This window comes from Streptococcus sp. HMSC077D04, from assembly GCF_001808785.1.
Taxonomy (GTDB): domain Bacteria; phylum Bacillota; class Bacilli; order Lactobacillales; family Streptococcaceae; genus Streptococcus; species Streptococcus mitis_BX.
On sequence record NZ_KV794462.1, the window covers coordinates 51,570 to 73,481 of the forward strand.

17 protein-coding genes are annotated in these 21,912 nt (G+C 42.9%); 2 read left to right on the forward strand and 15 right to left on the reverse strand.

Annotated elements, in window-relative coordinates; all coding sequences use genetic code 11:
- Positions 1–52: 52 nt before the first annotated feature.
- The 3 genes from HMPREF2701_RS00655 to HMPREF2701_RS00665 form a co-directional block, all read right to left on the reverse strand.
- A complete protein-coding gene (locus HMPREF2701_RS00655; RefSeq protein WP_000119915.1) occupies positions 53–580 on the reverse strand; it encodes an FUSC family protein in 528 nt (175 codons plus the stop codon).
- A 323-nt stretch (positions 581–903) separates the two neighbouring features.
- Positions 904–2,103 (reverse strand): phosphoglycerate kinase, encoded by a 1,200-nt coding sequence (locus tag HMPREF2701_RS00660; RefSeq protein ID WP_042750167.1) that lies wholly within the window; start codon positions 2,101–2,103, stop codon positions 904–906.
- A 273-nt stretch (positions 2,104–2,376) separates the two neighbouring features.
- A complete protein-coding gene (locus tag HMPREF2701_RS00665; RefSeq protein ID WP_070481803.1) occupies positions 2,377–7,449 on the reverse strand; it encodes an endo-beta-N-acetylglucosaminidase in 5,073 nt (1,690 codons plus the stop codon).
- A gap of 303 nt (positions 7,450–7,752) precedes the next feature.
- On the opposite strand from HMPREF2701_RS00665, the gene HMPREF2701_RS00670 reads away from it, so the two are divergent.
- Complete coding sequence (locus tag HMPREF2701_RS00670; protein WP_070481805.1) at positions 7,753–9,384, forward strand: Na/Pi cotransporter family protein; 1,632 nt, start codon at positions 7,753–7,755, stop codon at positions 9,382–9,384.
- A gap of 97 nt (positions 9,385–9,481) precedes the next feature.
- Here HMPREF2701_RS00670 and HMPREF2701_RS00675 read toward each other — a convergent pair whose 3' ends face one another.
- The 12 genes from HMPREF2701_RS00675 to HMPREF2701_RS00730 form a co-directional block, all read right to left on the reverse strand.
- Positions 9,482–9,778 carry a bacteriocin immunity family protein gene (locus HMPREF2701_RS00675; RefSeq protein WP_004260989.1) on the reverse strand — a complete coding sequence of 99 codons (297 nt, stop codon included), beginning with the start codon at positions 9,776–9,778 and terminating at the stop codon, positions 9,482–9,484.
- Positions 9,779–9,797: 19 nt separating this feature from the next.
- Positions 9,798–10,862, reverse strand: coding sequence for a glutamyl aminopeptidase (pepA, locus tag HMPREF2701_RS00680; protein WP_061590223.1), 1,065 nt, complete (start codon positions 10,860–10,862; stop codon positions 9,798–9,800).
- A gap of 115 nt (positions 10,863–10,977) precedes the next feature.
- The gene (gene yidD, locus HMPREF2701_RS00685) at positions 10,978–11,214 is read right to left on the reverse strand and encodes a membrane protein insertion efficiency factor YidD (RefSeq protein WP_049510486.1); all 237 of its coding nucleotides are present in this window, start codon (positions 11,212–11,214) and stop codon (positions 10,978–10,980) included.
- Positions 11,214–11,936 (reverse strand): pseudouridine synthase, encoded by a 723-nt coding sequence (locus tag HMPREF2701_RS00690; RefSeq protein WP_001222228.1) that lies wholly within the window; start codon positions 11,934–11,936, stop codon positions 11,214–11,216. Before HMPREF2701_RS00690 ends, yidD begins: the two co-directional genes overlap by 1 nt.
- The gene (gene scpB / locus HMPREF2701_RS00695) at positions 11,923–12,492 is read right to left on the reverse strand and encodes an SMC-Scp complex subunit ScpB (RefSeq protein ID WP_061590224.1); all 570 of its coding nucleotides are present in this window, start codon (positions 12,490–12,492) and stop codon (positions 11,923–11,925) included. Before scpB ends, HMPREF2701_RS00690 begins: the two co-directional genes overlap by 14 nt.
- 18 nt (positions 12,493–12,510) lie before the next feature.
- On the reverse strand, positions 12,511–13,239 hold the full coding sequence (locus tag HMPREF2701_RS00700) for a segregation/condensation protein A (protein WP_061590225.1): 729 nt from the start codon (positions 13,237–13,239) through the stop codon (positions 12,511–12,513).
- Positions 13,239–13,973, reverse strand: a complete 735-nt coding sequence (gene xerD / locus HMPREF2701_RS00705) for a site-specific tyrosine recombinase XerD (RefSeq protein ID WP_277985722.1) — start codon at positions 13,971–13,973, stop codon at positions 13,239–13,241. The genes HMPREF2701_RS00700 and xerD overlap by 1 nt, the downstream gene beginning before the upstream one ends.
- Complete coding sequence (gene cbpB / locus HMPREF2701_RS00710; RefSeq protein ID WP_000560716.1) at positions 13,970–14,431, reverse strand: cyclic-di-AMP-binding protein CbpB; 462 nt, start codon at positions 14,429–14,431, stop codon at positions 13,970–13,972. The genes xerD and cbpB overlap by 4 nt, the downstream gene beginning before the upstream one ends.
- Positions 14,428–14,949 carry a metallophosphoesterase gene (locus HMPREF2701_RS00715; protein WP_020902175.1) on the reverse strand — a complete coding sequence of 174 codons (522 nt, stop codon included), beginning with the start codon at positions 14,947–14,949 and terminating at the stop codon, positions 14,428–14,430. The genes cbpB and HMPREF2701_RS00715 overlap by 4 nt, the downstream gene beginning before the upstream one ends.
- The gene (locus tag HMPREF2701_RS00720) at positions 14,925–15,935 is read right to left on the reverse strand and encodes a nucleoside-triphosphate diphosphatase (RefSeq protein WP_398584245.1); all 1,011 of its coding nucleotides are present in this window, start codon (positions 15,933–15,935) and stop codon (positions 14,925–14,927) included. Before HMPREF2701_RS00720 ends, HMPREF2701_RS00715 begins: the two co-directional genes overlap by 25 nt.
- A complete protein-coding gene (gene racE, locus HMPREF2701_RS00725) occupies positions 15,893–16,687 on the reverse strand; it encodes a glutamate racemase (RefSeq protein ID WP_000370376.1) in 795 nt (264 codons plus the stop codon). The genes HMPREF2701_RS00720 and racE overlap by 43 nt, the downstream gene beginning before the upstream one ends.
- A gap of 199 nt (positions 16,688–16,886) precedes the next feature.
- Positions 16,887–17,135 carry a YneF family protein gene (locus HMPREF2701_RS00730; protein ID WP_000364990.1) on the reverse strand — a complete coding sequence of 83 codons (249 nt, stop codon included), beginning with the start codon at positions 17,133–17,135 and terminating at the stop codon, positions 16,887–16,889.
- Between the two features lie 329 nt (positions 17,136–17,464).
- Between HMPREF2701_RS00730 and HMPREF2701_RS10500 the strand changes: the two genes are divergently transcribed.
- On the forward strand, positions 17,465–21,912 hold a 4,448-nt coding region (locus HMPREF2701_RS10500; RefSeq protein WP_261674382.1), incomplete at its 3' end, for an SIALI-17 repeat-containing surface protein.

A 21,912-nucleotide genomic window follows, 5' to 3' on the forward strand; every position in this document is an offset into this window, starting at 1 on the left:
TTATAGTCTAAAAAAAGACAAACGTCAATTGATAATGTTATAAAATGTAACATTATTTTTCTTTTTTCTCTAAAAAGAGACGAATACGATCAATATCGTAATTTACGAGAATTGCGACAAAAACTCCCATGAAAGTTTCTGATACACGCGCAAACACGTACAAAATCGTTTCACCACTCGGAATCGATAGGGTAATGATTAACATAGCTGCTACACCACCAATAACCCCTGCTTTGTTATTCATGGCTACATTTGTCATAATGGTTAACATGGTGCAGATTGGAACAACAACCAAGGTCACCCAAAAGGCTTCGTGGAAAAAGGTATTTAATAGGAAGAAGACCAGGGCATAGAGGCCACCGATACTATTTCCTAGAATACGCGAAGTCCCAAAATGGACACTCTTATCAAAACTCTCCCTCAGGCTAAAAACAGCTGTCAAAGCACCGATTTGAAGACCTTTCCAGCCAAAAAAGCCAAAAATCAAGAGAACTAGAAAAACAGCAATACCTGTTTTAAAGGTTCGCATACCAAGTTTGAACTGGGATTTATCGAATTTATATTTTTTAAAATAACTCATAATCTCAACTTTCTATTTCCATTTTATCATAAATTGGCTGATTTTATGAGCAATAGTTGAGAGGAAGCGTTTTTATTTTAAGCAAAAGAAAAGAGGAACTTTCATCCCTCTCTTCTTTGATTTATTTATAAAATCTTATTTTTCTGTCAAAGCTGCAAGTCCTGGAAGAACTTTACCTTCAAGAAGTTCCATTGAAGCACCACCACCGCGTCACAAATACCTACACTAACACAAAAAGGTGACATAGCCACCTTTTTGTTAACGTTTCAGTTTTGTTCCTTTTTCTACAAAATCAGGATTTTGTAGAGACTAACGGGCTGAAATTATTTTTCTGTAAGTGCAGCCAAACCTGGCAATACTTTACCTTCGAGAAGTTCCATTGAAGCACCTCCGCCCGTACTAATCCATGAGAATTTGTCTGCACGGCCAAGGTTAATCGCTGCGGCAGCTGAGTCACCACCACCGATGATTGATTTAACGCCTGGTTGTTTCACGATAGCGTCCATCACACCGATTGTTCCAGCTTGGAAGTCAGGGTTTTCAAATACACCCATAGGTCCGTTCCATACAACTGTTTTGGCACCAGTCAAAGCTTCGTCAAATTTAGCAATAGATTTTGGACCGATGTCAAGACCAAGGAAGCCTTCAGAAACTGCTTCACCTTCAGTGTCACGCACTTCAGTGTAGCCAGCAAATGCGTTAGCTTCTTTTGAGTCAACTGGCAAGATCAATTTACCGTTTGCTTTTTCAAGAAGAGCTTTCGCAACATCCAATTTGTCTTCTTCTACAAGTGAGTTACCGATTTCGATACCTTGTGCTTTGTAGAATGTGTAAGTCATACCACCACCGATAAGGACTTTATCAGCTTTTTCAAGCAAGTTTTCGATAACACCGATCTTGTCTGAAACTTTTGAACCACCAAGGATAGCCACGAATGGACGTTCTGGAGCTTCAACTGCTTCTTGGATGTAGGCAATTTCGTTTTCAAGAAGGAATCCAGCAACTGCTTTTTCAACGTTTGCTGAGATACCAACGTTAGATGCGTGTGCACGGTGAGCTGTACCGAATGCATCGTTTACGAAGATACCATCTCCAAGTGATGCCCAGTATTTACCAAGTTCAGGATCGTTTTTAGATTCTTTCTTGCCATCAACATCTTCGTAACGAGTGTTTTCAACCAAGAGAACTTGTCCATCTTCAAGAGCGTTAATCGCTGCTTCCAATTCAGCACCACGAGTGACACCTGGAAGGAAAGCAACGTCTTGACCCAATTTAGCTGCCAAGTCAGCAGCTACAGGAGCAAGTGATTTACCAGCTTTGTCTGCTTCTTCTTTTACACGGCCAAGGTGAGAGAAGAGGATAGCACGTCCACCTTGTTCAAGGATGTACTTGATAGTTGGAAGAGCTGCAGTGATACGGTTGTCGTTGGTAATCACGCCATCTTTTACAGGTACGTTGAAGTCAACACGAACGAGAACTTTTTTCCCTTTCAATTCAACGTCTTTAACAGTCAATTTTGCCATTAGATATGACTCCTTCTTTTTTTATACGTGTTAATTATATCACAAAATCAGCAAAAGAGATAGAAAAACCCTAAACTTTTCCAGTACTTTCTTGCAACGAAAACTAGCATTTCTAAAAATCAAAACTAGAAAAACTTTTCCAAATCACTAAGTAATACAAGAAAAACTAGTTAATCCATCTCATTCTTCCACTGATTTTTACTAGTTAAAACGAGGTTTGACTAATCTGCATCCAAACCTTGTTTTTAGTTGTTATGAGGAAATGCAAGAATCCTAAATCGATTCGTTTTCTCTCTTCTTTCCAGCAAGTAGGCCATAGCCACTCATCACTCCGAGGAGTCCTAGTGCTACTAGACTAGCATCTCTTGTTACTCCAGTATTTGGAAGTTCTTTACCTACTTTTTCATTTGTCGGTGTTGCTAAAAGAGCTTGACCTGTTTTTTGAGAGTCTTGCTCTTCTTTCGTTCCAACTTCAACAATTTCCGGAAGAGCTTCCTTGAGAACTTCTGTTGTACGAAGAGTACGATTGCCTTGGGCATCGACTTCTACAAAGCGACGAACTTGTCCTTTCACACCTGATTGAACTAGCTGGTGTTGTCCTTTAAGAAGGCTTGCACTTGGGCGTTCTTGACGTTCGAAAGCAACTGTATCCTCTTCAATTTCTAGTTTCGGAATTTCTAAAACTAGGTCTTTTACTCCCTCAGCTGGTTGATTGCTTGATAGAACTTTTGTACCTACTTCGGTAATCTCTGGAACAGCTTCCTTGAGAACTTCTGTTGTACGAATGATACGATTGCCTTGGGCATCTAATTCTACAAAGCGACGAATTTGCCCCTCAACTCCTGCTTGGACAAGTTGACGTTGACCGACTAGGAGATTTGGATTTGGACGTTCTTGGTGTTTGAAGGCCACTGTATCCTCTTCAATTTCTAGTTTCGGAGTTTCTAGAACTAAATCTTTAACTCCTTCTGCTGGTTGATTACTTGAAAAGACTTTGGTTCCAACTTCTACGATTTCAGGGGTTGCTTCTTTCAAAACTTCTGTAGCGCGAAGCGTACGATTGCCTTGACTATCTACTTCTACTAGACGACGAATTTGCCCTTCTTCTCCTTTTTGGACAAGTTGACGTTGACCTTTAAGAAGGTTCGCACTTGGTCGCTCTTGACGTTCATAGGCTGTTGTTTCAGTTTCAACAACTAGTTCAGGGAGGACCTCAACTGTCGGGGCTACTTCACTTGGATCCATGCTACCAACATGATGACTTTCTTCTGCAGGAGCTAGTTTCTTATTCAGCTTTTCTTTCATGTCAGCAAAAGCTCGTGGAGTTGGCATCTCTGAAGCCAACAAAGTTTCTGCTTGTTCAATCAACTCAGCTTTAGGATCTTTTTCACGGACGGATTCGAGCAAGCCTTCCAATTCTTCTCTAGCAGTTTGATAACGTTGATTTCCATCCAAGTCCGCTCCAGCTTGTTTCAATTCATTCAAGGCTTTGTTGACTTCTTCTTGACTGGCATCATGGTTTTCTGCAACAGCTTTAGCTGCATTGAGTTTCTCTACTAGTACAGCTTGTTTGTCCTCACTTGAGAAGGTATAGGCAAGGGTTGACTGACGGCCTTGGGCAGCAGTGATTTCTTGTTTAAGGTATTCATCATTAACTGCAGCCTTTGGAGAAACCAAGACATCAAACTCAGCTGTGTGCCCCTTGTAATGCAGGGTCAAGGTCTGGCGTCCAGTCTTCTGAGCATCGTATCCCGTGATTTCAACACCTTCATCAGTAAAGCTGTGAGTCTCTTCTGTCTCGTCATCATAGAGAACACCAAAGCGACCTTCAGAGTGTTCCAGTTGATCCCCTACTAGATAGTCTGTTTTTGGTTTCTTAGTAATATACAAGCCCGCTACTTCTTTTGGTTTTCCTTCATCCTGTCCTGTCACTTGGACTTTCAGATCACCTGACACTGGTAAACCAAGGTATTGCAGTGTTAGGTTTTGTTCCCCTTTTTGATGAGCGTCGTATCCAGATACCGTCACACCTGAGTGAGTAAGGTTAATCAGCTCGTCGACTTGTCCCCCTTCGTATTGAACACGGAGTGTTCCGCCTCTGAGGTCCAGTTTTTCTCCTTCTTTATAAACTGTCTTTTTAGGTCCTTTTTCAAGGCTAACTGCAGCAATTTTTCTCTCATCCTGTGGAATCGCTACAGCCAAGGTGTTACTGATTTCTTTGCCAGGTAGTTGGGTACGATAGTAGAGGAGAGTTGGTTGCTTATCAAAGCCCAATGGAGCTGTTGCCAAGTCACCACCAGTTTCAGTCTTCAAGGTTGCAATTGGTGTTTGTGAATCAGCCTTGTCGTAAACGGTGATGGTTGCGCCTGCCGGAACATCAGAGAAGCCTAGTTGAACTTGGTGGTTTCCAAGTGAACGGGCAGCTACCTTAGCCATTGGAATATTTTGACTTTCTGTGTCCAAGGCTTCGTACATCTTCCAGTTGTAGATACGAATGGCCTTCCAAGGTGTTCCATTATCAGATGTAATGACATGCAAGCGCCAGTCTTGGGCAGTAATTGGTTTGTCAAGAGTGATATCTGTAACGTGCGCTTTATTGCCACGGACTTCCTTAGCCAACTTCCATTGACCATCCGCATCTTTATAATAAAGGTCAAAGTCTTTGGTGTTCATCAGACCATCGTTAACAGACTCACCACCAGCTCCCGCATGATCCATCACCCATCTGACAACACGACGTGGTTGAGTCAAACGAATATCGACACTACCGCTCAATTGTCCTGAAGACCACTTGTCTGAAAGACTGGTAATGGTACCGTTCAACATACCTTCAATACCTTCTCCACCTTCGGTATTCGGGAAAGTGCTACCGATAACCGTTGCCCCTGGAACAATATTTTCAGCCAAAGGTCTTGGGAGAGTCGTATCCTGAACAGTCATGCCCCAGTTAAAGGATGTCGTCGCAGCTTCTGAACGAAGGCCATTTTTACCAACTGCAACGACTTTCAATTCTTGCGTCGTACCAGTCGCATTAGCAGAGCGGCTAACTTTTGGCAAGTAGATGGTTGAAGCAGATGAACCTGTCAACAAACGCCAGTTATCCCCATCTTTTTCGTAGACTTCATAGAAATCCGCATCTTGATTACCCGCAAACTGGACCACTGCTTCAGCTTCTTGGGCATTTTTAAGAGATTGTTTCACCACAGAAAGGCCTGTAGGCGCTTGTGGTGCTTGGTGATTGTCTGAAATTGTTAATTGACCTAGGTTAAACTGATAATCTTTTACAGCTCCTTCATGCTCGAAGAAGAGTTTGACTGCATAGATGGTTTTACCTGCTAGTGAGCTGAGATCAAATTCTTCATTTGTCCAGTTGCCAGAAAGGGTTAGCTCTTTCCATGCATCTGCATCATCGAATTTGTAGTCTGGAGTTGTAGAGAAGGCCATATAAACTTTCGAGCCTTTTCCTCCCTTGTGGGCAACACGAAGTTTGGTTTTCTCAGTTACTTCTAACTTAGTAGAATACAAATTTACATCCTGGTCCGTCTTACCAGCTACATTACCTGAGAATTTAAGGGAATTTCCGCCATTGTAGGCATCTGTAAAATCATATTCTGCACGAAGTTTTTCCCCTGTTGAAGTCTGCCACCAGCGCCATGTTGGCAAGACACCTGAAACAGAACGGTAGTTCCACTCAGAATCCTTAGAAACCTTTCCGTCTACAAACCACTTTCTACCATGGCCTGTATTAAAGGAGGTAGTGAAGGTCCGGCCTACTGCTGGTGTGCGGTCTGCAACTAAATTAGCAATCCCATACCACTCTTTGTCCGCTGGTTTTTGAGCTGTCGGATCTCCTTGGTAACCTGTGAAGAAGATATCTTCGTTTTTATGGTAATCTTCACCTGTTTTTCCTAGACTGGTAATTGTATCTGGTGCAAAGAGTCCAAGTGACAAACGTAACTTGCCTTTTTCATCTAAGAGGGCATCCCATTTAACTTTTGTCTTATAAGAACCACCTTGTTGCAATTCCAATCCTGCAAAGATATCATATTGGCTACGTTCCAGCCATTTTGCCATTTCTACAGAGTGGTCATTCTTTTCCTTATTCCAGTTGAAATTGGCAAAGAATTGATCCGCAGGGACCTTGTCACCTTCTTTTTGCATGAACTGGTAGTTGTAATCACCTAGACCATCTTCGTGGTAACGACCATATTTATAGGTCATGGCATCGTACCAAGCATACTTGATTGGATGGTTGACTTTTGCCGCATATTCTTTTGTATAGAGCATGAATTGACGCATTTTTTCACCAAGTGGCGTTACTAAGTCACCCGTTGTTTCTTGGTTGATAAAATACCCATCAAAGCCATAGTACTTAGCAAGGTCGACAAGTTTTCGTGCAATAGGGAAGGTTCCATCCTCATCTTGTTTCAAAGCAGCAACAAATTTCTCTTGATCTGCAATACTATTAGACCAGTTGAAGAAGAGTGTACCATATACAGGAACTCCGTTACGATGTCCTGCATCAATGACATCTGGAGTTGGAACGAGACCTTCCCAGAAGACCATTGAATCCAAGTATTGCCAGTAGTCAAAGGCGTAGGCCTTGAATTCTTCTCCACCAACAGAAGCGTGGTCTTTAGCCTTTGAGTTGGTATTTGCTAGCGCCTGAACCTTGGCTCTTCTACTTGCTTTTTCGTTCACCAACTGGCCTCTATGGCGCTTAGCAAGTTCAACAGAAGAACGATTGATGGGATCATCCTCACGCGCACCCGGTTCCCATTTCAACAAATCCTCCCAAGAGTTAAATTTGATTTCCTTTGGTTTTAATGTTTTTTCTGTATTTTTAGGGACATCTGGCTGGACTTCTTTTTCAGTCTTATTAGTTTCTGCTGCTGGCTTAGACTCATCCCCTTGGCTAGTTGCTTCAGACTTTGATTCTATTTCCTTGTCAGACTTAGGTTTTGCTTCTGCAGATGGTGTTTCTGTAGCCACCTCACTTGCTTTTTCCTCTGGTTTAGCTGCGCTAGCTGCCTCTGCGATTTCAGTAGTTGCAGCTTCATTGCTTGCTGGCGAAGCAGTTTCAGATGCTGTCGCTACTCCTTCTGCCTTTTCTGGCTTATTTTCTCTAGCATGTTCTCCTTCATGCTGCTTGTCAACTTCATTAGTTGGATGCTCACTCTCTCCTGAAACAAGCTCTGTATTGGCTCCGCTATTTTCAGGAACTGCAGTTTCTTCAGCCAAGGCTGGACCAGCAAATAAAACAGCACCAATCATCAGCGAGCAGGCTCCTACTGATAACTTACGAATACTGTAACGACAACATCTTTCAAAAAATGGATTCTTCATTTTCTCCTCCTAAAAGATTGATTTTGTTGTGCAAAAGAAAGCGCTTAACTTTCTTTATAAATTTTTTATCCCAATCACAGGGACCAAGATAATTCCTCCCTCATTTTAAAATATTTCTTTTAAATGTCAATATATAAAAGGAAATACCTATATCTAGGTTAGAAATTGGTAAAATTAATATAATCAAGGTCCATTCTAACGAATTTTCTTTCTAAAATCTTAGCTTAACACTTGTTAGATTTACTTTTATCCTTTAAAATAGAATAGGAGAAATTCCGTTATTATTTTTCGGAGGAAAAAGAAATGTCCATTAATTGGCAGGAAATTTTATTTCACTTTTTAGGTGGTCTGGGACTATTCTTATATAGTATCAAGACCATGGGAGACGGTTTGCAACAAGCTGCTGGAGATCGCCTTCGTTTTTACATTGACAAGTACACTAGCAATCCCTTTTTAGGTGTTCTAGTCGGGATTGTCGTGACTGCCCTGATTCAGTCAAGTACAGGGGTTACAGTTATCACGGTTGGACTGGTCAGCGCTAGTCTTCTCACTCTTAGACAGGCTATCGGAATTATCATGGGAGCCAACATCGGAACCACCGTTACTTCCTTTATCATCGGTTTCAAGCTTGGTGAGTATGCTTTACCCCTGATTTTCCTTGGAACCATGTTCCTATTTTTTACAAAAAACAGAACAGCAAACAATATCGGGCGTATCTTGTTTGGTGTAGGGGGAATCTTCTATGCTCTCAACCTCATCAGTGCCGGTATGAGTCCTCTTAAAGATTTACCACAATTCAAGGAATATATGGTAACCTTGGGACAAAATCCTGTATTAGGAGTTTTTGCCGGTGCAGTGATTACCGTCCTCATCCAAGCTTCTTCTGCGACAATCGGGATTTTGCAAGGTCTCTATGCAGGTGGATTCCTTGACCTTAAAGGTTCTCTACCTGTTCTCTTCGGGGATAATATCGGGACAACCCTAACAGTTATCATCGCGGCAGCTGGAGCCAATATCTCTGCGAAACGCGTTGCTGCAACCCACGTCACCTTTAACGTATTAGGAACTATCCTTTGCTTAATCTTATTAGGTCCATTTACATCTATGATTGAGTACTTCCAGGCACTCCTTCACCTCTCACCTGAGATGACCATCGCCTTCTCTCACGGTGCCTTTAACGTAAGTAACACCATTGTACAATTTCCATTCATCGGAGCCTTGGCCTACTTTGTAACCAAGCTCATCCCTGGTGAAGATGAAGTTGTCAAGTATGAGCCACTTTATCTTGATGAGCATTTGATTAAACAAGCTCCATCAATCGCTCTCGGAAATGCCAAGAAAGAACTCCTTCACTTGGGAAATTATGCTTCTAAAGCCTTTGACCTTTCATACAACTACATCATTGACCTTAATGAAAAGGTTGCTGAAAAAGGCCACAAGACAGAAGAAGCCATCAATACCATTGATGAAAAATTGACTCGTTACCTGATTACTCTTTCAAGTGAAGCCCTTAGCCAGAAAGAAAGTGAAGTGCTCACCAACATCCTTGATTCATCCCGTGATTTGGAACGGATTGGGGACCACGCAGAAGCCCTAATCAATCTGACCGACTATCTTCAACGTAAAAATGTTGAGTTTTCTGAAGCTGCTTTGGAAGAACTAGCTGATATTTATCAAAAAACCACCGACTTTATCAAGGATGCCCTTGATAGTGTGGAAAACAATGATATCGAAAAAGCTCAAAGTCTGATTGAACGCCATAAAGAAATCAACAATATGGAACGTGTTCTCAGAAAGACTCACATCAAGCGCCTCAACAAGGGCGAATGTTCAACACAAGCTGGGGTCAACTTTATCGACATCATTTCCCACTATACTCGTGTATCTGACCACGCCATGAACCTTGCTGAAAAGGTCATCGCTGAACAAATCTAAGATCCAAGAAGCTATCCTAAATGGGATGGCTTTTTTCTTTTCCTAACCAAGAATTGCTTTTCTAATATATAGAAAAATGCTTTGATTCACAATGGAATCAAAGCATTTTAAAGAGCTCCCCATACATAAGCGCAGAAGCTGCAGTTCCCCTGTACTTGGCTTCTTCTCTTTTGATAAAGCGAGCCAAGTTGAGCAACTCAGGTGCCGGATGTTTGGGATTTAGGAGCAATTCACGATTGACCAGACCTGAGAGACGAACTGCCAGCAATTGCTCATTTGTAGTAGGCAGTTTTTTAGCAGTCTCTAGGAGAGCAGCAACTAAATCTTCACTCAAATCATGTCGAGCATGATTGTAAAGATCTTTTACAAGGCTTTCTAGGTTTGGTTCTACCATCCCTACCACCTCCTTAAGTTTAATAATTTTTAATCAAATCAACTGTTGAACGATCTAATTTCTTCACCAAGGCCTGCAAGAAAGCTTGCGCTTCTAGGAAGTCATCCATAGCGTAGAGGGTTTGGTGAGAGTGGATATAACGAGCGCAGACACCGATAGTTGTAGATGGGACACCGCCATTTTTCAGATGAGCTGCGCCAGCGTCTGTTCCGCCTTTACCACAATAGTATTGGTACTTGATACCAGCTTCTTCAGCCGTTGTCAAAAGGAAATCCTTCATCCCTGGGAGAAGCAAGTGGCCTGGGTCATAGAAACGAATCAAGGTTCCATCCCCAATCTTGCCTTGACCGCCATAAACATCACCAGCAGGTGAGCAATCAACTGCTAGGAAGACTTCTGGGTCAAACTTGGTTGTGGAAGTATGAGCACCACGAAGACCAACCTCTTCTTGGACGTTAGAGCCAAGATAGAGTTCATTTCCGAGTTTTTGACCTGACAGAGCTTCCGCCAACTCGCTCACCATAAGAACACCGTAGCGGTTGTCCCAAGCTTTTGAGATGATATTTTTCTCATTGGCCGTCAAGATTGCAGAACTATCTGGTACGATGGTGTCGCCAGGACGGATGCCAAAACTTTCTGCCTCAGACTTATCCGCAAAACCGCCATCAAAGACGATATCTGCAATAGCTGGCATAGTTGGGCCGCCCTTACCACGAGTCAAATGTGGAGGAACAGAGCCTGAAATCACAGGAATTTCACGACCATCACGAGTCAAGAGTTTGAAACGTTGGCTACTAACCACCATAGGATTCCATCCACCGATTTCTACCACACGGAAGGTACCATCTGGCTTGATTTCGCTGACCATAAAACCAACTTCATCCATGTGAGAAGCAACCAAGACGCGCGGTGCATCTGCAGCTTCTGAATGTTTAATCCCGAAAATACCACCCAAGCCATCTGTCACCACTTCATCCACATGCGGTGTCAATTTTTCACGAAGATAAGCACGGACAGGCGCTTCATGACCTGAGATCGCAGCAAGTTCTGTTACTTCTTTGATTTTTGAAAATAATGTTGTCATTTCAGTTCCTTCTTTCTTTCATCCATTTTACCACTTTTTATAGGAGAAGGATAGCGGGAATCATCATTCCAGATAAAACTACTTGTGAAAAAACGAATCACCATTGTAATTCGTTTTATTTATGATTCCGTTTGAGTGAAAAATGGTCTGGGACGGGGTCCTTGCCTGTTTTCGACCAGGGATGGCAACGTAAAATCCGCGCCAATCCCATCAAAACACCCTTGAAGCCATGTTTTTCAATAGCCTGAATCATGTAGTTGGAACAGGTAGGCTCAAAGCGACAAGAAGGTGGAAAGGCTGGCGAGATAAAACGTTGGTAAAAGCGCACAGGCGCTATTAAAATTCGTTTCATTATTTCTTGGTTACAGCCATGGTATGTAGTTGGCTGATTTCTTTTTTGTTAAGACGACGGGATTCTCCTGGACGGAGTCCTGTCAAGTCTAGATGTCCGAAACGAGTCCGTGACAACTTGTCCACTTGGAGACCGACAGCTTCAAACATCTTTTTAACCTGGTGGTTACGCCCTTCATGGATAGTCAACTGCACCACAGAGCGGTTTTTGACTGGATCCACTTTGAGAATCTCATAGACAGCTGGTTTGGTTTTCTTGCCATCAATCTCAAGTCCACGGGTCAAGGGACGGAGATTATCCTTATTGGCCACACCTTTAACACGCGCGACATAAACCTTGTCAATCTCATTACGAGGGTGAATCATCTCATCCGTAAAATCCCCATCATTTGTCAAAATCAAGACTCCTGATGTATCCCAGTCCAAACGACCTACAGGGTAGATGCGCTCTTTCACGTTGGGCAAAAGATCGACAACCGTCTTGCGGCCCTTGTCATCTGTTACACTGGAAATGACACCGCGTGGTTTATTAAGCAGATAGTAGACCTTTTCTTCGTTGTAGATTGGTTGGCCTTCAACTTCGACCTTGTCGCCTGACTTGATAGTGGTTGCAAGTTCACGTACCACCTGGCCGTTAACCGTCACCAAGCCTTGCTTAATCAGCTCTTCTGCTTTTCTCCTACTGGCCACACCTGCGTGGGCAATATACTTATTGATTCTCATCTTCTTCTATCCTTTCACCAAATAATTGGCTTTCTTGGGCTTGAATCTCAAGCTCATCAATCACTGGTAATTCTTCCAAATGGTTAATTCCCATGTAATCTAGGAAATAATCTGTTGTCACATAGAGGTTGGGGCGTCCCAACACTTCTTTTTTCCCGTCTTCTCGTATCAAGTCAAAGGCCTGCAACTTCGCCAAAGCCCCACTCGAGTTGACCCCACGGATGGCATCAATCTCTATTCGTGTGATGGGCTGTTTGTAGGCAATGATGGACAAGGTCTCAAGGGCAGCCCGTGATAAACTCTGGTTGATAGGCGCCTTAGAGTATTCCTTCAAAATCTCTGAAAACTGAGGCTTGGTCACCAATCTATAAGCGCCCCCTGTCTCAATCAGGGCCAAACTGGAATCTGGGTCCTTTTCATACTTCTGAGATAATTTTTCTAAACTCTGTTGGATGCCTGTCGGTGGCAGAGAGAGGAGTTCGGCTAACTGGCGGACTCTAATCCCATCTTCACCCGCTACAAACAAGAGCGCTTCTATTTTTGCTAAAGTACTCATCTTTCCTCTCTATCAAGTCTAGCTTTGGGCCACTTGACTTTCTTCCTTCTTTTCCATGAGATAAATATCTCCGAAACTTTCCTCTTGCACGAGGATCAGCTCCTGGGTTTTGATTAACTCTAGGGTTGCCAAAAAGAGGGTGATGACCTCTTGGACATTCTGGGCTTCCTTGAACAAATCCTGCAAGCGCAATTGGTCTCGTCCAGCCAAGGACTCTTTCACGATAATCATCATGTCCTCAATCTTATACTCATCCCGCAAGATAGTCGTGTGATTCTGTGCAAACTCCTCTTTTTTCTTGGCTAGGATATTTGAAAAAGCTAAAAAGAGGTCAATGGTCGTCTTGTCATGAACAAGCTCCGCATCTTCGTAAATCAACTCTGTCGGCGCTTTGGAATAGTGCTGAGCTCGTTCTTGGTGCTTGGCTTCTAGGTGTTCCCCCAAGAGCTTAAACTTGCGGTATTCTTCGATTTGAGAGAGAAGATCCTGCTCCAGGTCATCCTCCAAGTCTGTCACTTCCGCTACCTTTGGCAAGAGCTTGCGACTCTTGATCAGCATGAGCTGACTGGCCATAACCATGTACTCGCCCGTCACTTCCAGACGCATGGCCTGCAGGGTTGAAACATAGGCTAGATACTGTTCGATGACTTCCGTAATGGGCACATCGTAGATATCCATCTGGTACTTAGAAACCAGGTGCAAGAGCAAGTCCAGGGGCCCTTCAAAATCTTTTAATTTAATATCCATTATCTATATTTTTCTAAGGTCAGGACTGTTTTTAATCCTAATTTTTTTGCAATTTCGTACAAATCGACCTTCTTTTCTATCTGTCGTAGAATGAACTGTTCCCGTAGGGCTTGGGCTGATAGTGCTGGAGAACCTTTCTCCTTGACAAAAGCTTCTAGCTGACGGAAGGCCCACTGACGAGAATAGGCTTTCCCTGTCCTTTCAAAAAGATAGGTCTGGCCCATCAAGGGTTCTAGCTCTGAAAGCAAGCTCGTGGGAATGGTGACAATCCTCTGTTGGGAAGCCTTCTGGATTCTCAACACTTGAAAATCTAGATTGATATCCGCAACCTTGAGAGCTAAAATCTCACTCGGCAAGAGCCCCATTTCTAGGATTAAGAGCGCTAGCAAGCGACCTTCTGGATAATTACTTTCCTGCCAAAAAGAGTCTAGGTCTAGAATTTCTGGTTTTTCAGCTTTCTTTTCAGCTTGTTTAGCTAATTCCAAGCGGTAAAAGCTATCCACTTCTCCTTTTTGATAGAGAAAGTAGAGAAATTGGTTACAGGCCGAAATCTTTCGCTTCTGGGCGCTGATTTTTAGATTGGCTAGTTGGGCTTGGTAAATCTTGAGACTGGTCTCCGAAATCCGCTCGCCTACAATGTCTAAAAATTGCTCCAGATCATACTTATAGGACTGCTTGGAATTGGCAGACAAGCCCTGCTTTTCCTCTAAAAAATCTGAAATTCTGTCTCTCATTTGCATCGAATCTCATATTCCTTACTAAAGTCATGCAAGAGGGCATTGACTGCCTTGAGGATAGACTTGCGCGTGATGATCCCTTGGAAAATCCCTGACGCATCCACAACCGGTAAGAAGGACTCATCTACCAGCTTGTGCAAGACCTCCGTAATGGTAAAATCAGGCGAAACAACCGCTACATCCGTTTTGGTCATATGAACAATATCCGTATCCGCCATGATTTCTTGACTCAAATCATGCTCCATCTGATAAGCCATAATATCTCTGAGCCCAATCGTCCCAACAAACTGTTTTTCATCTGTCACAACAGGAACACGGGTATAGGTCATCTGACTAAGCAAGAGGGTCGCATGATCCGCATTGTGGGTATCAATTAACACAGCTAGATTTTCAGCAGGGGTCAAAAAAGTTTCTTCTTGCCCCAACAAGAAAGTCTCAAACTCCTTGGCAATCATCGGCTAAACTCCTTGGACAAGCCCGGATACACCTCGTGGTCTCGTGTCAAAAAGTCCACTTTGAAATAACTGTCATCAATCTCCACACGAGCATAGAGACATTCTCTGATGGTCCCACGTGGTTGACTGATAGAACCTGGATTTAGAAAGAGGGTCTTGCCTTCCATCCAAGCATTTGGCACATGCAAGTGACCATAGAGGCAGATATCGGCCTCTTCCTCCTGAGCCCAGTAGTCCAACTTTTGAAAATTGAAATTGATGTCAAACAAGTGACCATGGGTTTGGATAATCTTGGTCGAACCAAGCTCAGTCACCAAACGTTCTGGGTAACCTGCATAGAAGTCCATATTCCCTTTAACAACGCGGATGCCCTCCCAAAGGGGAGAATCTGGACGCAGTTCAGAATCGCCATTATGAAAAACGGCATCAACTTTGCCCACATAGCGATCACGGATTTCTTCCACAATCAAGCTATCGCCATGGGAATCGCTCATTACAATGATGGTTTGCTTTGCCATGATGGAAATACCTCCAAAAGTTTCTTAACGGCTAAGGCACGGTGAGATTGACTATTTTTTTCTTCAAGGGTTAATTCAGCTGAGGACTTGCCTGTCTCTCCTACAAGGAAGAGAGGATCGTAACCAAATCCATTTTCACCCTTTGGTTCAAAGTTAATGTAGCCAGGCCAGTCTGCTTCAACAACCAAACTTTCCTTGTTGGGACTGGCTACGACTAGGGTTGTATGGAATTGAGCCGAACGGTCCTTGAGTTCAAAGACCATGGCCAATTCGTGCAAGAGTTTGGCATTGTTTTCACGATCAGTAGCTCCCACTCCTGCGAAACGAGCTGACCAGACACCTGGCAAGCCACCAAGGACATCAACTTTAAGTCCAGAATCATCTGCCAGAACCATCTTGCCTGTTAATTGAGAAATAGTTTCTGCCTTGAGACGGGCATTTTCTTCGAAGGTCATGCCTGTTTCAGCTACTTCAGGCAGGTCAGGATAGTCATTAAGATTTTCCACATCGTAGCCTAACTTATCAAAGATAGCTCGGAATTCCTTGGTCTTGCCTTCGTTTCGAGTCGCAATCAATAAGGTTTCTCTGACCTTGCTTGTCTCAAAGAAATCATGAACATCGACCCCTTCTTTGGGCAATTCCACATACAAGAGTTGCCCATTTTCAACCAAGAGCAGAGCCCCTTGACGTTGGATGACTTCCACATTTCGTCCCATTTCTTGGTTGAGGATGTCTACCACAAAAGACAATAAACGGTAGAGAGAACCATAGCGTAAAACAGTAACAGAAACAGGAAAACCTCGATCCTCATCTCGAAATCTTTGGGCAAACTCCAATAGAGGAAAATCCAAGTCATCATCCGTCAACGTCCGGACGCCACCAAAAATACCATAGGACCCGACATACCAGTCCTGGTCATCCTTATATTCATAAATTTTATTTGTCATAATTCTACATGCTCCACATGAATCTCTTTTTCCAGCCATTCTTCACCAATTTGTGCAAAACTTTGGCTGCTGGCTGTTGTGTAAAAACGGTGATGGAGTGGTCCAGCATCACGACCACGATTGATTTCAAAATAATTAAGTAAGACTGAGATATCCCGTACGCACTCTGCCCCACTATCAATGAGCTGAACCTTGGGTCCCATGACATTTTGAATAATAGGTCTGAGCAGTGGATAATGGGTACAACCCAAAATCAGGCTATCCACCTTTCCAACCAAGGGACGCAGGGTTTCATAGACCACTTTCTTGGTGACACTGGTTGACAGAGCACCAGACTCCACCAAGGGAGCAAACTTAGGACAGGCCAAACTCTCCACCTGTAAGTCCGGATCCAAATCATGGATTTTCTGACGGTAGATGTCTGATTGTACCGTCATGGGTGTTCCAATCACTCCGATTTTCCCACCTTGACTAGACTTGATAGCTGCCGAAGCTCCTGGCAAAATCACACCTAGGACAGGAATATCTAGTTGAGCCTTAATTTCTTCCCAGACGACGGCAGTCGCAGTATTACAAGCAATGACAATCATTTTGACATCCTTGGTCAAAAGAAAGTTGACCAACTGCCAAGTATATTCACGAATTTGCTCAGCAGGACGGGGACCATAGGGCGCCCGTGCCGAATCTCCAATATAGACGATTTCTTCGTGGGGAAGCTGGCGCATGAGCTCGCGCACAACGGTCAAGCCCCCGACACCCGAATCCAAAAAACCAATTGGTCGATTATCCATACAGTCTTCTTTCTAGTCTTTTTTCTGATTGATAGTTCATTATGATTACTTGTCTTTAAGAACTGAATGACAGCCTAATCAATAACTATCTCTCTTAATCATAATCAAATATCAATAGAATGCAAGGAAAAAGTCTCATCCCTAAACCATAACCAACATAGTGAGAAGTCTGGAACTTTCATCCCAGACTTTTCCTTATTTATTTTTTCTTTTTATTGTTAGCAAGGGCTGCCTTTTGTTGGCGGATGATTTGGTGGTAAACTTGTTGTACCTTAGCTTCGCTTGGTTTTTGACCATTTGCACTCAAAAGAGTACGAACTGCTTCAGCATTCAAACGTGGGTTGTCAGCGAATTCTTTTTCGATTTGCTTACGAACCAAGTACATTCCCCCAAGAGCTCCTCCTAGAAAAGCTAGCACAATCAATACAATTGCTAAAAGTAAATCCATCATTTTTCTCCTGTTTCTTTTTGAGTCTCTTTCATTATACCACAAACTAGCCACCCTGACTAGTTTGTTTTACGCTTTCAGAGATGAGTAAGCTGTAATTAAAGTTGGCTTATCTTTCTAGTCAAAACTAGAAAGAATATAAAAAATACACTCCCTTACTATTCGTTTCCTCCACTTTTTTAATACAAAACAATATCAAATATATATCCTTCTCTAATCCTCTTGACAACACTTCATTAGCTGGTAAAATTAGATTAACAATACAATATAGAAACAAAAGTTCGCCTCATTAAAAATGAAAGCGCTTTTAATTAATAAAGGAGGTTTCTATGGAAAAAATTTGGAGGGAGAAATCCTGTCGCTACAGTATTCGAAAGCTAACAGTCGGCACAGCCTCTGTTTTGCTTGGAGCGGTTTTTCTAGCTAGTCATACCGTCTCTGCTGATACTATTGAAGTACAGCAAAACGAGCCTGCATTAGAGAAAACTACAGTTAAGACAGACACTATAACAAAAGCAACTGAATCAACCGAGCACACACAGCCAAGCGAAGCAATTGACCATTCAAAACCAGTTCTAGCTGATAATAGTGTTTCTGAAACCAAACCCACTGAAGCTAATGTTGCCTCTGCTACAACTAATCAAGCCAGTACTGAGGCTATTGTAAAACCTAATGAAAATAAGGAAACCGAAAAACAAGAACTACCTGTGACAGAACAAAGCAACTATCAGCTAAACTATGATCGACCAACAGCTCCTTCCTATGATGGCTGGGAAAAACAAGCACTCCCAGTTGGGAATGGTGAAATGGGTGCTAAGGTTTTTGGTCTCATCGGCGAGGAGAGAATCCAATACAACGAAAAAACTCTTTGGTCAGGTGGACCGCGTCCCGACAGTACCGACTATAATGGAGGAAACTATCAGGAACGGTATAAAATTTTAGCAGAAATTCGTAAGGCTCTTGAAGACGGAGATCGCCAAAAAGCCAAACGATTAGCTGAACAAAATCTAGTTGGACCAAACAACGCCCAGTATGGACGTTATCTAGCCTTTGGTGATATCTTCATGGTCTTCAATAACCAGAAAAAGGGGCTGGATACAGTTACAGACTATCACCGTGGTTTGGATATCACAGAAGCCACTACTACAACTTCTTACACCCAAGATGGAACGACCTTTAAAAGAGAAACCTTCTCAAGTTACCCTGATGATGTTACTGTTACTCACTTGACCCAAAAAGGGAACAAAAAACTTGATTTTACAGTTTGGAATAGCTTAACAGAAGATTTACTTGCTAACGGAAACTACTCAGCGGAATATTCTCACTACAAGAGTGGCCATGTTACGACAGACCCAAATGGTATCCTACTAAAAGGTACAGTCAAAGATAATGGCCTCCAGTTCGCATCCTATCTAGGAATTAAAACGGACGGAAAAGTTACTGTCCATGAGGATAGTTTAACAATCACAGGAGCTAGCTACGCTACGCTTTTACTCAGTGCCAAGACTAACTTTGCTCAGAATCCAAAAACAAACTATCGCAAAGACATTGACCTCGAAAAAACAGTTAAAGGCATTGTAGAAGCAGCTAGGGGCAAAGACTACGAGACACTTAAAAAGAACCATATCAAAGACTATCAAAGCCTCTTTAACCGCGTCAAACTAAACCTAGGTGGAAGCAATGCTGCTCAAACGACAAAAGAGGCCCTTCAGACCTATAACCCTAGCAAAGGGCAAAAACTGGAAGAACTCTTCTTCCAATACGGACGTTATTTATTGATTAGTTCATCTCGTGATCGGACAGATGCCCTTCCTGCCAACCTACAAGGAGTCTGGAATGCCGTAGACAATCCACCTTGGAACGCTGATTACCACCTCAATGTCAACTTGCAAATGAACTATTGGCCAGCCTACATGAGCAATCTAGCTGAAACTGCCAAGCCAATGATCAATTACATTGACGATATGCGTTACTATGGCCGTATCGCTGCTAAGGAATACGCCGGTATCGAATCCAAAGATGGACAAGAAAATGGCTGGCTGGTTCATACCCAGGCGACACCATTTGGCTGGACTACCCCTGGTTGGAATTACTATTGGGGTTGGTCGCCAGCAGCTAATGCTTGGATGATGCAGAACGTTTATGACTACTATAAATTCACCAAGGATGAGACTTATCTCAAAGAAAAGATCTATCCAATGCTCAAGGAAACTGCTAAGTTCTGGAACTCCTTCTTGCACTATGACCAGGCCAGCGACCGTTGGGTATCTTCTCCATCCTATTCACCTGAACACGGTACTATTACCATTGGAAATACCTTTGACCAATCACTAGTCTGGCAGCTATTCCATGACTACATGGAAGTCGCCAACCATCTGAATGTCGACAAAGACTTAGTTACAGAGGTCAAGGCTAAATTTGACAAACTCAAACCACTTCACATTAACAAAGAAGGACGTATCAAGGAATGGTACGAAGAAGACAGTCCACAATTCACTAATGAAGGCATTGAAAACAACCACCGTCACGTTTCCCATCTAGTTGGTCTCTTCCCAGGTACGCTCTTTAGCAAGGATCAGGCTGAATATTTAGAAGCTGCGCGTGCTACCCTCAACCACCGTGGAGATGGTGGTACTGGTTGGTCTAAGGCCAATAAAATCAACCTCTGGGCTCGTCTCTTAGACGGTAACCGTGCCCATCGCCTGCTTGCTGAACAGCTCAAATATTCAACCCTAGAAAACCTTTGGGATACGCACGCACCTTTCCAAATCGATGGAAACTTTGGAGCAACCAGTGGAATTGCAGAAATGCTTCTTCAATCACACACTGGCTACATTGCACCATTGCCAGCCCTTCCAGATGCTTGGAAAGACGGTCAGGTTTCTGGTCTGGTTGCTCGCGGTAACTTTGAAGTCAGCATGAAGTGGAAAGATAAAAACCTGCAAAGCTTGTCCTTCCTTTCAAATGTCGGTGGAGACCTAGTTGTAGATTATCCAAATATCGAAGCCAGTCAGGTTAAGGTTAATGGTAAATCTGTCAAAGCAACTGTTCTTAAAGATGGCCGCATTCAACTGGCAACACAAAAAGGTGATGTCATTACCTTTGAACATTTCCCTGGTCGTGTAACCAGTCTGACAGCAGTTAGACAAAATGGCGTCACTGCCGAACTTACCTTCAACCAAGTAGAAGGCGCTACCCACTATGTTATCCAAAGACAAGTGAAAGACGAATCCGGCCAAACCTCTGCAAGCAGAGAATTTGTGACCAATCAAACCCATTTTATCGACCGTTCACTCGACCCTCAACTCGCCTACACTTATACTGTTAAGGCTATGCTGGGTAATGTTTCTACACAGGTATCCGAAAAGGCCAATGTCGAAACCTATAACCAATTGATGGATGACCGCGATAGCCGAATCCAATACGGTTCTGCATTTGGAAACTGGGCAGACTCAGAATTATTTGGAGGAACAGAGAAGTTTGCCGACCTTTCACTAGGTAACTATACAGATAAAGATGCGACAGCAACCATTCCTTTCAATGGTGTTGGCATTGAAATCTATGGTCTCAAATCATCTCAATTGGGAATCGCTGAAGTCAAAATCGATGGTAAATCAGTCGGTGAACTGGACTTCTATACTGCAGGTGCAACTGAAAAAGGTAGCCTTATCGGTCGCTTCACAGGATTGTCAGATGGTGCTCATGTGATGACTATCACTGTAAAACAAGAGCATAAACACCGTGGCAGTGAACGTTCCAAAATCTCCTTAGACTACTTTAAAGTTTTACCGGGACAAGGAACAACCATTGAAAAAATGGATGACCGTGACTCTCGCATTCAATACGGATCTCAATTCAAAGATTGGAGCGATACTGAATTATATAAGAGCACAGAAAAATATGCGGACATCAATAACGCCGATCCAAGTACTGCTTCAGAAGCTCAAGCAACCATTCCATTTACTGGAACAGGTATTCGAATTTACGGACTCAAAACATCCGCTCTCGGAAAAGCTCTCGTGACACTGGATGGAAAAGAAATGCCAAGTCTAGACTTCTACACTGCTGGCGCTACCCAAAAGGCAACCTTAATTGGAGAATTTACTAATCTGACCGATGGTAATCATATTTTGACATTGAAAGTTGATCCAAATTCACCAGCAGGTCGCAAGAAAATTTCTCTAGATTCATTTGATGTGATTAAGGCTCCAGCTGTAAGCTTGGATAGTCCAAGTATCGCACCACTTAAGGAAGGGGATAAAAACATCTCTTTAACTCTTCCAGCTGGAGATTGGGAAGCCATCGCTGTGACCTTCCCAGGCATCAAAGATCCACTCGTTTTACGCAGGATAGACGATAATCATCTAGTTACGACTGGAGATCAGACTGTCTTATCAATTCAAGATAATCAGGTACAAATCCCTATCCCTGACGAAACCAATCGAAAAATTGGAAATGCGATAGAAGCTTATTCTATCCAGGGAAATACAACAAGCAGTCCTGTAGTAGCTGTCTTTACCAAAAAGGATGAGAAGAAGGTTGAGAATCAGCAGCCAACTACAAGCAAGGGAGATGACCCTGCTCCTATTGTAGAAATTCCTGAATACACTAAGCCTATCGGTACAGCTGGACAGGAACAACCGCCTGTAGTAAACATTCCTGAGTACACTAAACCTATCGGAACAGCGGGACAAGAACAGCCACCTACCGTTTCTATTCCTGAGTACACTGAGCCTATCGGAACTGCGGGACAGGAACAACCGCCTGTAGTAAATAT

Bases quoted from the DNA above. Each gene is read 5' to 3' on its own strand.
- xerD (WP_277985722.1), bottom strand. From the start codon at position 13,973: ATGAGAGACAGAATTTCAGATTTTTTAGAGGAAAAGCAGGGCTTGTCT.
- HMPREF2701_RS00715 (WP_020902175.1), bottom strand. From the start codon at position 14,949: ATGGCAAAGCAAACCATCATTGTAATGAGCGATTCCCATGGCGATAGC.
- HMPREF2701_RS00655 (WP_000119915.1), bottom strand. From the start codon at position 580: ATGAGTTATTTTAAAAAATATAAATTCGATAAATCCCAGTTCAAACTT.
- HMPREF2701_RS00675 (WP_004260989.1), bottom strand. From the start codon at position 9,778: ATGGTAGAACCAAACCTAGAAAGCCTTGTAAAAGATCTTTACAATCAT.
- HMPREF2701_RS00730 (WP_000364990.1), bottom strand. From the start codon at position 17,135: ATGGATTTACTTTTAGCAATTGTATTGATTGTGCTAGCTTTTCTAGGA.
- racE (WP_000370376.1), bottom strand. From the start codon at position 16,687: ATGGATAATCGACCAATTGGTTTTTTGGATTCGGGTGTCGGGGGCTTG.
- cbpB (WP_000560716.1), bottom strand. From the start codon at position 14,431: ATGATTGCCAAGGAGTTTGAGACTTTCTTGTTGGGGCAAGAAGAAACT.
- HMPREF2701_RS00660 (WP_042750167.1), bottom strand. From the start codon at position 2,103: ATGGCAAAATTGACTGTTAAAGACGTTGAATTGAAAGGGAAAAAAGTT.
- HMPREF2701_RS00690 (WP_001222228.1), bottom strand. From the start codon at position 11,936: ATGAGAATCAATAAGTATATTGCCCACGCAGGTGTGGCCAGTAGGAGA.
- HMPREF2701_RS00670 (WP_070481805.1), top strand. From the start codon at position 7,753: ATGTCCATTAATTGGCAGGAAATTTTATTTCACTTTTTAGGTGGTCTG.
- HMPREF2701_RS00665 (WP_070481803.1), bottom strand. From the start codon at position 7,449: ATGAAGAATCCATTTTTTGAAAGATGTTGTCGTTACAGTATTCGTAAG.
- scpB (WP_061590224.1), bottom strand. From the start codon at position 12,492: ATGAGTACTTTAGCAAAAATAGAAGCGCTCTTGTTTGTAGCGGGTGAA.
- HMPREF2701_RS00700 (WP_061590225.1), bottom strand. From the start codon at position 13,239: ATGGATATTAAATTAAAAGATTTTGAAGGGCCCCTGGACTTGCTCTTG.
- pepA (WP_061590223.1), bottom strand. From the start codon at position 10,862: ATGACAACATTATTTTCAAAAATCAAAGAAGTAACAGAACTTGCTGCG.
- HMPREF2701_RS00720 (WP_398584245.1), bottom strand. From the start codon at position 15,935: ATGGCTGGAAAAAGAGATTCATGTGGAGCATGTAGAATTATGACAAAT.
- yidD (WP_049510486.1), bottom strand. From the start codon at position 11,214: ATGAAACGAATTTTAATAGCGCCTGTGCGCTTTTACCAACGTTTTATC.